We start from the raw sequence: 12427 nt of genomic DNA on the forward strand, positions 1-12427 counted from the left end.
GGCACTGCACAGAACTTGACCCCAAACTTGTCCACAGGATTCGGGGACAAGTAGGCCCCGGCACATCCCCCCTTGCTCTGCCGGCCATTCAATCTCGGGAGAATGCAAGCTCAGCGAGCGAACCGATGCGGCCACGCAGACCTTTGCTGTACTCCGACAAGATTATCCCGTCCACCCGACGGCACAACGTCGTCGTCAAGGCTCGGGAAGATCGTATGCCCGCCGCGGGCAGGCGCAACAGCCCCCGCCCGAGGTTTTTATGCGCCATACCAGCGATGATACTCGCCGCCATCTCCAAGCGCGACTCAAAATAGGATTCGTCGTGTTACGGCAGGCAAACGACAAGCCGGTTTCTCAGTTCGCTGCAGTGCTCGAAACCAAGCGCCGCAGCTTGCCCGCTGCGCGCTGGATCAGCGTCCGCTTGGGCGGAATGGTGTCAAAGACATCCAAGTGCTGGACGGTATGAAAATCAAGCCCATCGTCGACCCGATAGAGATCGAAAGGCTTGTGAAAATGGGCCATGGCTGACGCCATTGGCCCACCGACAACCAAACCACGAAAACTGTGATCAACTTCAGCCTTGATAATTTCAAGCTTTTCCGCATTGACAATGAAAATGCTGCTGTTCGGATTTTCATAGACTCGCAGCGTGCGACCCCGATAGGTAAGCTGTTTATCAGTTTTATTAGGGTTAAGATCCGTGTCGACGCAGGCAATTATATTTCCCTTTACCTCGATTCGATTTGGCAGAAATATGGCTCTCGCATCATGATGGCGATCGAAGTGAATGATATTCCCGAATGTATCACCATTAATTAGGATATCATCTTCCACCACAGCGAAGTAATCATACAGCCCGCTGTATTTGCGCAGCGATGCCAAGGTCTCATAACTTATGAGGCGCGGGTCGCTATTGATTTTTGACGCATCTATGTCAATATCAACGAGCGAACTACCAGGGAATCCACAAACGAACACATCAGCACCCTTGACATTTCGCGCAGCTTCAATAGTGCGCTCAGCTGACATCTTGCGAATAGCCGGATTTCCACGGGTCGATTTACCCTTGAATACTCCATCTTTGTTGTAATAATGAATGATGAAGATAGCTATTTTCATAAACACTCCGCGAAAGCAATAAGGCAGGTTAGACAGGGATGATCTAAAAGATCTTTACGCAATTTATTTGGAACACTAAGGAGCTCTGCACAACCCCACCCCATCCCGCTTGCCCCACTGGCCATCCCCTGACACGATTGCTGCATGAAGCAAGCAAGCCTTGGCCTCGGTCAGTCGATCAAACGCACGCGCCGCCGGGAGTTCCTGGGTGAGATGGAGCAGGTTGTGCCTTGGGCGAACCTGGTGGCCTTGGTGGCGCCACATCTGCCCGAAGGCCGTCGCGGCCGGCCGCCGTTTCCGGCCGAAGCCATGCTGCGCGTCCACTTTATGCAGCAGTGGTTCAATCTGTCGGATCCGGCGATGGAAGATGCGCTGCACGACGTGCCGCTGTTGCGCGAATTCGCTGGCTTGGGTGGCTGGGACGACCGCCTGCCCGATGAATCGACCATTCTTCGATTCCGCCACGTGCTGGAGAAGCACAAGCTGGCCGAGCAGATCTTCCAGACCATCAACGAGTTGTTGACAGCCAAGGGCCTGCTGCTCAAGAGCGGCACGGTGGTGGACGCCACCTTGATCGCCGCGCCGAGTTCCACCAAGAACCAGTCGGGCGAGCGTGATCCGGAGATGAAGCAGAGCAAGAAGGGCAATCAGTGGTACTTCGGGATGAAGTGCCACATCGGCGCGGATGCCGAATCGGGACTGGTGCATACCGTGCGCGGCACGACCGGCAGCGTGGGTGACGTGGTCGAGGCCAACAGCCTGCTGCACGGCGAAGAAGCCGAGGCCTTCGGAGATGCGGGCTACTAAGGGGCGCACAAGCGCGCCGATGCCAGGCCGGGCGTGACGTGGCACGTTGCCATGCGGCCGGGCAAGCGCAAGCTGCTCGACCCGACCCAGCCCATCGACGCACTGACCGAGCGCATCGAGAAGCTCAAGGCGAGCATCCGGGCGAAGGTCGAGCATCCCTTCCGAGTGATCAAGCGGCAGTTTGGTCACGTCAAGGTGCGTTACCGCGGACTGACCAAGAACACAGCCCAGCTCGTCACGCTGTTGGCGCTGTCCAACGTATGGATGGCGCGCGGGAAACTGTCGGGTGCGCGGGGATGAGTGCGCCTGGAAACCGGGCGCAGGGTGCCCCGCGCCGCTTTTGCGATGCTGATGGGCGGTGCCGCGAGGCGATTCCACGGTTTTGCGCGTCATTGGACGACGAAGTCAGGCTGCCGAGTGGTGGATGGGCGGGTTGTGCAGACCATCCTTAGGCCTCATTTGGGCGCGAGAATCTACTAATGATTTGAGTGCGCATGTGGTCGCGAATGCGGTCGCAAAATGGAGTCAGCGCGACAACTGTGAGCATCACACCTGTGGTGACAAACAGCGCGTGTGTCTTGGATGTCGAAGCCCATGGGCTGATGGCGCATAGGAAGCAAATGATCGGATAGTGGAAGAGATACAAGGGAAATGTAAGCGAGCCAAGCAAACGAATGGCCTGAGCAGCAGGCAGCTGAAACTTACTCCGTTCAAACAACTCACGGGCGGCAACGAGATGAACGCCGAAAAGAGAGCCAGCGACGTAGTCTGCAATCAGGTTTCTATTAAAGGAGCCGCGCCCCCACGGAAAGTAGTAACCAAAGTTGTCGGAGGGGAGCAGATGCGCAACAGTTGGAGCAGAGGCGACGGCAGTTGCGGATGATAGAAAGAGCGCCAACCAGAACGCCGTTGTGAGCCTCGGGAAGCGTGAGTGTGGTAGCCGATGTAGGTAGAAGCCTAGCAACCACAGTGGAAGCAAAGCGGAAATGGTTCGACCTCCCAAAAGGAGCACAAGAATTGCCAATGGGATCCAGAATTTTGGCCTAAGAAAGAGGAAGAGTCCGGCAATCAGGTAGTACGCGGCTTCAAAACTGAGTGACCAGTATGGACCGTTTGTTCCGGGAGAGATGCCCTTAAAGCCAAAGACCTGAAACTCGTTGACAAAGAAGAGCGAGGCCAGGTATCCCTCAATGCTCGGTGGCTTCCAGAGCACCTTCTGAATTGAGTAGAAGGCCTCGTTTAGATGAGTTCCTGCGAGATCGAGAGCAAGAGTGAGAAGCAGTGCAACGGCCACAACGGAATACAAGCGACTGACACGAGCCGCCACATAGAGAAGCGGCCGCCGCTCTCGCTGCGTGGTTACGTACGAGATGACGTAGCCCGAAAGGACGAAGAAGACCGTAACCGCCAAATCCCCAAATGCTGCGGTTCCTCGCCAATTCAGCCCCTCAGTAAATGGGCGAGAGGAAAGGTGCGCCAAAAGTACGGCAAAGGCCGCAAGGAAGCGGACGACATCTAGGTAAAGTGAAAGTGAATGCGACATTTTGAAGGAGCTAATGCTCCCCTTTCCGTATGAGGCCTAACGTTCGAGGTAACGCGGGGCCGGCGTCAGGCCGCCGGGCCCGCTGGAGGGATGATAGACAACGCCCGGAAGTGGGCCCGGTGGATTGCCGCTGGGTCGGAACTTGCTTTTCAAAAGTGGACACCCGCTTATGAACACAGGCTCTTTTCGAACACTGCTGGCGACCGGTACCCGATCGAAGAATGCAGGCGTTGCTGGTTGCAGAACTGGAAGTAGCTCAGCAAAGCTTTGTGCAAATCATCGTCGGACGTGAACGTCTGCCCGTACAGCTCCTCGGTCTTCATGGAATGGAAGAACGACTCCATGTGCGCGTTGTCGTTCATCTTGCCCGGGCGGTTCATGCCCTGCACGATACCGCGTTGCAGCAGCTTCTGGCGATAGGCAAAGGCCGCATATTCGATGCCTCGGTCGCTAGGAAAGTGCAGATCCGACTCGGGCTTGCGATTGCGCAGCGCGTGATTGACCGCATCCAGCGTCAGGGCCGCATCCCGGTTTCGGCTCAGGCTCCAGCCGATGATCCTGCGCGAGAACTTGTCCATCACGGCCGCCAGATCGCGCCACTGGCCGCTCACGCGCAGGTAGGTCACGTCACCGGCCCGGACCTGGTTGATGCGCGCGGGCTGGATGGCACGCACCGTGATCGGGATGCTGGTGAAGAAGGCCGTCTGACCCACCCGAGAACGCCGGTACAGACGAGCGCTGCGCCCTTGAAGTCGCGCACGGCACATCACCCGTGCGACGGTGCCACGGCTGACGGCGGTGCCTTGCTGGGCCAGGGCGTGCTGGACGCACGGGCTCCCGTAGCCCCCGCGGCTGTCGGCATGGATCCGCTTGACCTGCTCGATCAGGCCCTCATCGCGTAACTGGCGCGAACTGGGGTCACGCCCTTGCCAGGCGTAGAAGCCCGAGCGACTGACCTTGAAGTATGCACACATCATTTGGATGGCGTGGGTTTTCCGGTTTGCCTGGATGAAGGCGAAGACTTCGCCCTTCGTTCGGAGACAAACCGGATGGCTATCTTTAGAAGGTCGTGCTCCATCTGAAGGCGCTTGAACTTCTGCTCGACCCCGCGCAGGCGCTTCAACTCAGCCAGGGAGTCTGGATCGACCTTGGGAAGGGTACCCACCAAGACTCCTTCACGCACCTGCCTGCGCTACTTGGACAACATCAATGGGTGAATGCACAAGGACTCTGCAACGTCCTTGATCAACACCCCCGGCGATTCCGAAATCTTGACCGCAGCGAGTTTGAAATCAACTCCGTAGCGATCCACCATCTGCGGCCCCGGCTTTCCCATCAAAAACTCCTTCTGTTAGGTTGGAGTGTCCACTAAAGTAAAACAAGGTTCACCCCTCTTGACCGAGAGGGTTAGTTGTTGCGTTGTTGGGCTGCATATTGCAACACCATGTCGTCTTGCAGACATTTGGGTCCAAATGTCGCAGTTAAGCACCAAGATGTGTCTTCACGGGGGGACAGTCGTGCGCAATTTCCAGCGCGACGGGTTCCATGGTCACTTTGTCATTGCGCTCGGCCCAGTTCTGGGCTGTGACGAAGGCAGTTCCTGCGCACAGGCGTCAAGCAAGCGGCGGGCCAAATTGTTGGCCTCGCGGCCTCGTTTCAACTGGACATGGCAGGGAGCAGTGGGACGGTCAGCTTGGCTGCTTGGCGAGCGTCGATGATAGGGGGGAACCATCCGCGGACGCCGCAGGGCGTTGACCGCATGGCGCCACTGCGGCTCGACCAAGCAGCCTAACCGCGGAGGGCGATGGCCCCGGACGCGGCGCCTGCGTCTCCTGTCAGGGCGGCCGCGGCCGCCCTGCGGGGAGGCGGCTGGGTCTGAGCTTCAAGTAGACGCCGCCACCGTCACTCAGCGCGCCCCACTTGGCGCCCCCAGGGCATCAAGCGCTCTTGCACTCGGTCGCGGTCAGCATGGGTGGGGGGGCACCTCCGGAGCCGCGTTGTGCCCCATGGCGGGCATGTGCCCCCAGGGTTTCGCAGCCGTGCCCCCAAATGTGCCCCCCGCCTCGGGCCGGCTGTCCACGGTCTCCGGTGAAGCTGTGTGGACAGTACAGACGCAAAAAAGCCCCGGCTGGCGGGGCTTTAGTGGACTTTGGCGGGCCTCGGTGGAGGCCGGCGGAAGGTCGTTTGGCGGAGTCGGAGGGATTCGAACCCTCGATGCACGTTTTAGCGCGCATACTCCCTTAGCAGGGGAGCACCTTCGGCCACTCGGTCACGACTCCGGCGAAGACTCATGATTATGCCGTAAATCCGGGGGCTGGCGTCCAGCGCATCCGCTGGATGGAGCGGGCGTTGCAATCCTGCCCTACCGGGCACCCGACGGCGAAGGCCTCCGCCTCCAAGCGGGCTGAGCCCCCTCACAAGCGTCTGTGCGCCTTCAGCAGGGACCCGAACCCTTCCTGAAGGCGACCGAGGACCGCGCCCCGGATCCTGTTCGGTCAAGCCGGCGGCGCGCGGCGTGCAGCGCATAGCGTGTGGGGACGGCCCGGACCGCCTGCGCAGCACGGGCGAGGCAACCCATGCGCCGCTTGGCTGTGATGCAGGCCCGCTGAACCGAAGCCGCGTCGCGTCTGGCGCAAGGGTGGGAGGGCAGGTCCTGAGCCAAGTCGCCTGCGACAGCTCATGCCCCTGGAAACGCCGAGGGGGCCGAAGCTGCGAAGCCCGACCCCCTCGGTACCCTGCTGCCGGCCGGACGCGTCAACGGCCGGCGGTCGGAGATGGCATCAGGCCGCCGCCTGGTCCAGGTCGAAAGCCTTGTGCAGTGCGCGCACGGCCAGTTCCATGTACTTCTCGTCGATCACCACGCTCGTCTTGATCTCGCTGGTGGTGATCATCTTGATGTTGATGTTCTCTTCGCTCAGGGCGCGGAACATCGTGCTGGCCACGCCGGCATGCGAGCGCATGCCGATGCCGACGATCGAGACCTTGGCGATCTTGGCATCGCCCACCACGTCGGCCGCGCCCAGCTCCTGCGCGACGCCGGCCTTGAGCAGGTCGACGGTGCGCTGGAAATCGTTGCGGTGCACGGTGAAGCTGAAGTCCGTCTTGCCCTCGTGGGAGACGTTCTGCAGGATCACATCGATGTCGATGTTGGCCGCGGCCACGGGGCCGAGGATCTTCGAGGCGATGCCGGGCTTGTCGGGCACGCCCACCACGGTGATCTTGGCCTCGTCGCGGTTGAACGCGATGCCGGACACGACAGCCTTTTCCATCTTCTCGTCTTCCTCGAAAGTGATCAGCGTGCCCGAACGGGCCTCTTCATCGACCGGGATGTCCCAGGGGGTGAAGCTCGACAGCACGCGCATCGGCACGCGGTACTTGCCGGCGAATTCGACCGAGCGGATCTGCAGCACCTTGCTGCCGAGGCTGGCCATTTCCAGCATCTCCTCGAAGGAGATGGTCTGCAGGCGACGGGCTTCCGGCACCACGCGCGGGTCGGTGGTGTAGACGCCGTCGACGTCGGTGTAGATCAGGCACTCGTCGGCCTTCATGGCCGCGGCCACGGCCACGGCCGAGGTGTCGCTGCCGCCCCGGCCCAGGGTGGTGATGTGGCCTTCGTCGTCGATGCCCTGGAAACCGGTGATGACCACCACCTTGCCGGCGGCCAGGTCAGCCCGCACGCGGACGTCGTCGATGGATTCGATGCGCGCCTTGGTGTAGCTGCTGTCGGTGCGCACCGGCACCTGCCAGCCGGTGTAGCTGACCGAGGGCACGCCCTCGGCCTGCAGGGCCAGGGCCAGCAGGCCGACGGAGACCTGCTCGCCGGTGCTGGCGATCATGTCGAGCTCGCGGCGGGCGGCGGCGCTGCGTGCATCGGGCAGCAGTTCCTTGGCAAGGCCGAGCAGGCGGTTGGTCTCACCGCTCATCGCCGAGGGCACGACGATCAGCTGGTGACCCGCGCCGACCCACTTGGCGACGCGCTTGGCAACACTGCGGATGCGCTCGGTCGAGCCCATCGAGGTGCCGCCGTACTTGTGAACGATCAGGGCCATGGGAGGGGGATAGGACGGGCGGGCCAGGCCCGCGGAGAGCCCGCGATTCTAGGCGAGGCCGTCTTCCGCCGGACTGACACCCCCGGGCTGCCAGACCAGGCGCACGCGGGACTGGCCGGATCCGACCTGGCAGCGCGCGTCGAGACCCAGGCCGGGCACGAAAACCAGGGTTTCGCCAAGGAAGAACAGCGGCGCCTGGCGTGCCCAGACAGGCACGCCGGCAGCCTGGAACTGCTTCTTGAGCGCACGCGCCGGCCGGCCCGGGCCGGCCTGGAAGCGCTCCCCGCCCTGGCGGACACGGGCCTCCAGGCCGGGCAGCCAGTCGGGCGGCAGGCCCGGCTCGGGGCTGTCGAGCGGCAGGGGTTCGGCCCGCAGGCCGGCGGGCAGCGCGCCCGCCGCCGGCGAAGGGGCGACCCCGCCGCCGCCCTCGGCCGCGGCATCGAACCAGCGCAGCAGGCCGCGGTAGCGCCGCAGCTGGCCGCCCGGCCAAGGCCAGGCCGCCGGTCCCCGGCCGGCCGTGAGGGCCTGCCAGAGCGACTCGAAACGGTCGGCCGGCACGGGGCGAGCGCTGTGCCGCTCGATCCAGTGGCGCAGCAGCAGGCGCGCGCGCGCGGGGGGATGGACCCGCAGGGCATCGAGCGGCAGGGCCGTGGCGGCGGCCGGCCCGAGCGCCCCCAGATCGGCCTCGGCCAGGGCGCGCAGGTTCTCGGCCGCCTCGGCCGCATGGCGGGCCAGGCGCAGCAGCGCCGGTCCGGCCTGGGGAAAGCTGTGCTCCAGCGCAGGCCACACGGCCTGACGCAGACGGTTGCGGGCATGGACCGGCTGGGCATTGCTCGGATCCTCGATCCAGCGCAGGCGGTGGCGGCGCAGGTAGGCCTCGATCGCGCGGCGCGGCTGCTCCCGCCAGGGTCGGGCCCAGCACAGGCCCTCGCGCAGCTGCCGGGCCGGCATCGCGGCCAGGCCGGCCGGACCGGCGCCGCGCAGCGCCTGCAGCAGCACGGTCTCGGCCTGGTCGCCCGCGTGGTGGGCCAGCAGCAGCAGATCGACGCCGGCCTCGCGCGCCATGGCGGCGAGCGCGGCACGGCGGCCCTCGCGGGCCCAGGCTTCGACGCTGTCGCCCGGCCCGGGTCGGCCGCTCAGGCGCCGGCTGGCAAAGCGCAGCGGCGCGCCGGCCCGTGCCCAGCGCGCCGCCTGGGCTGCGCAGCGGCGGGCCCAGTCGGCCGAGGCGGGCTGCAGGCCATGGTCGACGTGGAAGGCATGCACCTGCAGACCCAGGGCCCGCGCCACGCGCAGGCTGGCATGCAGCAGGGCCGTGGAGTCGCGGCCGCCGCTCCAGGCGACGGCGAATGCCGGCGGCACGGCCGCGCCGCGGGGACCCGGCGCCGCCGCCGCGGGACGGTCGGGCTCATGGTCCGGCATCACGGCCTGGCCGCGGGGCATGGGAGGCCACCCGGGTCGGCCGCCGGGGCGGGCCGGCGGCTCAGCGGGCCTTGGTGTCGCTGAAGCGGCCGAGGCCCTTGAGGCGCTCGTAGCGGCGCGCCAGGCGCTCGCGGGCCGAGAGGTCGTCGATCTGGCGCAGGCTGTCGGCCAGCGCGCGCTTCAGGTAGACGGCCATCTGCTTGGTGTCGCGGTGCGCACCACCGACCGGCTCGTTGACGATCTTGTCGACCAGGCCCAGGGCCTTCAGGCGATGGGCGGTGATGCCCATGGCCTCGGCCGCATCGCTGGCGCGCTCGGCCGTCTTCCACAGGATGGAGGCGCAGCCCTCCGGCGAGATCACCGAATAGACCGAGAACTGCAGCATCAGCACCTGATCGCCGACGCCGATGGCCAGGGCGCCGCCCGAGCCCCCCTCGCCGATGATGGTGGCGATGATCGGCACCTCCAGCTGCGCCATCTCGAAGATGTTGCGGCCGATGGCCTCGGACTGGCCGCGCTCCTCGGCGCCGATGCCGGGGTAGGCGCCGGGCGTGTCGATGAAGGTGAAGACGGGCAGGCCGAACTTCTCGGCCAGCTTCATCAGGCGCAGGGCCTTGCGGTAGCCCTCGGGCCGGCTCATGCCGAAGTTGCGCGCGGCACGTTCCTTGGTGTCGCGGCCCTTCTGGTGGCCGATGACCATGCAGGCCTGGCCATTGAAACGCGCGAGGCCGCCGACGATGGACTGATCGTCGGCGAAGTGGCGATCGCCGTGCAGCTCCTGGAAGTCGGTGAAGATCTCCGTCACGTAGTCGAGCGTGTAGGGACGCTGCGGATGACGGGCGATCTGCGTGACCTGCCAGGGCGTCAGGTTGGCGTAGATGTCCTTGGTGAGCTGCAGGCTCTTCTTGCCGAGGCGGTCGATCTCCTCGGAAATGTCCACGGCGGACTCGCTCTGCACGTAGCGCAGCTCGTTGATCTTGTTCTCGAGCTCGGCGATCGGCTGCTCGAACTCCAGGAAGTGCTTCTTGCTCATGCGCGGGGATCCTTGTCGGTCGGCGCGGATCGGGCGGTGCGGGGCCGCCCGGTCGATGGGCCCGCATTCTCGCAAAAGCGGGGCCCCCGAAAAACGCCTGCGGCCGGGGCCGCGGGGCTCAGTAGTCGCTGGGCAGCGGGTCGAGGCTGCGCCACAGGTACCAGGTGGCCACGGAGCGGTAGGGCGCCCAGGCCTCGCCGACTTCGCGGGCCTCGGCGCGCGACACCGGCTCGCCGCTGAAGTAGTTGCGGCTGATGCCCTTGATCAGGCCGACATCGTCGAGCGGGAGCACGTTCGGCCGCAGCAGGTGGAAGATGAGGAACATCTCGGCCGTCCAGCGGCCGATGCCGCGAATGGCAACCAGCTCCTCGATGATGGCCTCGTCGTCCATGCCGGCCCAGGCCTCCACATGCACGCTGCCGGCCGCGAAGTGCGCAGCCAGGTCGCGCAGGTACTCGACCTTGCGGGTGGACAGGCCGGCGCCGCGCAGACCCTCGACCGGCAGGTCGAGCAGCTGGGCGGGCAGCAGCGGCGGGCGCTCGCCGACCGGCGGTGGGGCGTCAGGTGCATCGCCGAAGGTCACGGCGTTCAGCCGCAGCCAGACCGACTGGGCGGCCTTGACCGAGATCTGCTGGCCGACGATCGAGCGTGCCAGGGTGGTGAAGGCGTCCCCCCGGCTCTGCAGGCGGGCGGCGCCGAACTGCGGGATGAGCTTCTTCAGCACGCGGTCGCGGCGCGCCAGGTGCTTGCAGGCCTCGTCCCAGTACGGCGGGGTCATGCCCGGCTGGTCGAGGTCGGCCGTCGGCACGGGGGCCGGCGGGGGGACGGGGCGCAGCGGCGGCACCACGGTCGACCCGGGGCCTCAGGCCCGCACCCAGGTCGTGCCCTGGGCGCTGTCCTTGAGCACGATGCCGCGGGCCGTCAGTTCGGCACGGATGCGGTCGGCCGCGGCGAAGTCGCGCGCGGCCTTGGCCGCCGCCCGGGCGGCGATCAGGGCTTCGATGGCCTCGCCCTCGCCCTCGGCGTCGTCCGACGCCCCGGCCGCCCCGCCCTGCAGCCAGGCCTGCGGTGCCTGCTGCAGCAGACCCAGGGTGCCGGCCAGGGCCTTGAGCAGGCCGGCCACGGCGGGTGACTTGCTGCGATTGAGCTCGGCGACCAGCTCGAAGAGCACCGCCACGGCGACCGGGGTGTTGAAGTCCTCGTCCATCGCCGCCTTGAAGCGGGCTGCATGGGGATCGGCCCAGTCGATGGCCGCGGGCGTGTCCACGGCCGGAGCTTCGGCCAGCGCGGTGTAGAGCCGCTTCAGGCCGGCGCGGGCATCGTCGAGACCGGCATCGCTGTAGTTGAAGGGGCTGCGGTAGTGCACGCGCAGCATGAAGAAGCGGATCGTCTCGCCGTCGTAGTGCCGCAGCACGTCGCGGATGGTGAAGAAGTTGCCCAGGCTCTTGGACATCTTCTCGTTGTCGACATTGAGGAAGCCGCTGTGCATCCACAGCCCGACGAAGCTGCGCCCGCTGCCGAGGTGGAAGGCCCCGTCGCTCTGTGCGATCTCGTTCTCGTGGTGCGGGAACTGCAGGTCCAGGCCCCCACCATGCAGATCGAACTGCTCGCCGAGCAGGGCGCAGCCCATGGCCGAGCACTCGATGTGCCAGCCCGGCCGGCCCGGGCCCCAGGGCGAGTCGTACTTGACCTCCTCGGGCTCCTCGGGCTTGGCGGCCTTCCAGAGCACGAAGTCCAGCGGATCGTCCTTGCCGTCGGCCACGGCGACGCGCTCGCCGGCACGCAGCTGGTCGAGCGACTTGCCCGAGAGGCGGCCGTAACCGGGGAACTTGCGGACCGCGTAGTTCACGTCGCCGCGACCGTCGGCATAGGCCAGACCGTGGCGTTCGAGCTTGCCGATCAGGTCGAGCATCTGCGGCACGAAGTCGGTCGCGCGCGGCTCCTGGTCGGGGCGCTGCAGGCCGATGGCATCGAAGTCCGCATGCATGGCCGCGATCATCTGCTCGGTCAGCGCACGCACGCTGAGGCCGCGCTCGACGGCGCGCTTGATGATCTTGTCGTCGATGTCCGTGATGTTGCGGACGTAGCTCACGCGCAGGCCGCTGGCCTTGAACCAGCGCTGGACCACGTCGAAGACGGTCATCGTCCGCGCATGGCCGACGTGGCAGAGGTCGTAGACCGTGATGCCGCAGACGTACATCCGCACATGACCCGCCTCCAGGGGCACGAAGGCTTCGAGGCGGCGGCTCAGGGAGTTGTGGATGCGCAGGCTCATGGGCAGACACCGCAGCGGACCCTGCGGGTCAAGACGGGCGGACGGAGGCGGGGGGGCAGATGACAAAGGCCGCATGCGGTCGGGCGGCGGGGCCCGGCCGGGCATGCGGCCCGGTGCGCCCATCACGCGACCGGGGCAGCCGGGCGATGGAGCGATTTCAGTATAGCCAGCGAGACCCGCAG

Annotated in this window: 7 protein-coding genes, 1 tRNA gene and 2 pseudogenes; 1 reads left to right on the top strand and 9 read right to left on the bottom strand. The window is 65.4% G+C overall.

The window, feature by feature from the left end; translation table 11 throughout:
* Window positions 1-354: 354 nt before the first annotated feature.
* On the bottom strand, window positions 355-1119 hold the full coding sequence (locus H4F90_RS05095) for a hypothetical protein (protein WP_182662079.1): 765 nt from the start codon (window positions 1117-1119) through the stop codon (window positions 355-357).
* A 144-nt stretch (window positions 1120-1263) separates the two neighbouring features.
* Between H4F90_RS05095 and H4F90_RS05100 the strand changes: the two are divergent.
* Window positions 1264-2226: pseudogene (locus H4F90_RS05100) on the top strand (IS5 family transposase).
* Between the two features lie 148 nt (window positions 2227-2374).
* Here the strand turns inward: H4F90_RS05100 and H4F90_RS05105 are convergent.
* The 8 genes and pseudogenes from H4F90_RS05105 to cysS all read right to left on the bottom strand — a co-directional run bounded on the left by H4F90_RS05105 (window position 2375) and on the right by cysS (window position 12245).
* Complete coding sequence (locus H4F90_RS05105; protein ID WP_182662081.1) at window positions 2375-3469, bottom strand: acyltransferase family protein; 1095 nt, start codon at window positions 3467-3469, stop codon at window positions 2375-2377.
* Between the two features lie 167 nt (window positions 3470-3636).
* Window positions 3637-4488: pseudogene (locus H4F90_RS05110) on the bottom strand (IS3 family transposase); the annotation flags it as partial.
* A 1166-nt stretch (window positions 4489-5654) separates the two neighbouring features.
* A tRNA-Ser gene (locus H4F90_RS05115) sits at window positions 5655-5748 on the bottom strand.
* A 501-nt stretch (window positions 5749-6249) separates the two neighbouring features.
* Window positions 6250-7518: an aspartate kinase gene (locus H4F90_RS05120; RefSeq protein ID WP_182662083.1), complete on the bottom strand. Its 1269-nt coding sequence runs from the start codon at window positions 7516-7518 to the stop codon at window positions 6250-6252.
* 48 nt (window positions 7519-7566) lie between these two features.
* Window positions 7567-8958 (bottom strand): tRNA lysidine(34) synthetase TilS, encoded by a 1392-nt coding sequence (tilS, locus tag H4F90_RS05125; RefSeq protein ID WP_235971958.1) that lies wholly within the window; start codon window positions 8956-8958, stop codon window positions 7567-7569.
* 40 nt (window positions 8959-8998) lie between these two features.
* Entirely contained in the window at window positions 8999-9970 is a 972-nt protein-coding gene (locus H4F90_RS05130) for an acetyl-CoA carboxylase carboxyltransferase subunit alpha (protein ID WP_182662085.1), read from the bottom strand.
* A 118-nt stretch (window positions 9971-10088) separates the two neighbouring features.
* On the bottom strand, window positions 10089-10748 hold the full coding sequence (locus H4F90_RS05135; RefSeq protein WP_182662087.1) for a DNA-3-methyladenine glycosylase family protein: 660 nt from the start codon (window positions 10746-10748) through the stop codon (window positions 10089-10091).
* Window positions 10749-10832: 84 nt separating this feature from the next.
* A complete protein-coding gene (cysS, locus tag H4F90_RS05140) occupies window positions 10833-12245 on the bottom strand; it encodes a cysteine--tRNA ligase (protein WP_182662089.1) in 1413 nt (470 codons plus the stop codon).
* Between the last annotated feature and the right edge of the window lie 182 nt (window positions 12246-12427).

The sequence above is a fragment of the Aquariibacter albus genome (genome assembly GCF_014145335.1).
Taxonomy (GTDB): Bacteria; Pseudomonadota; Gammaproteobacteria; order Burkholderiales; family Burkholderiaceae_C; genus Aquariibacter; species Aquariibacter albus.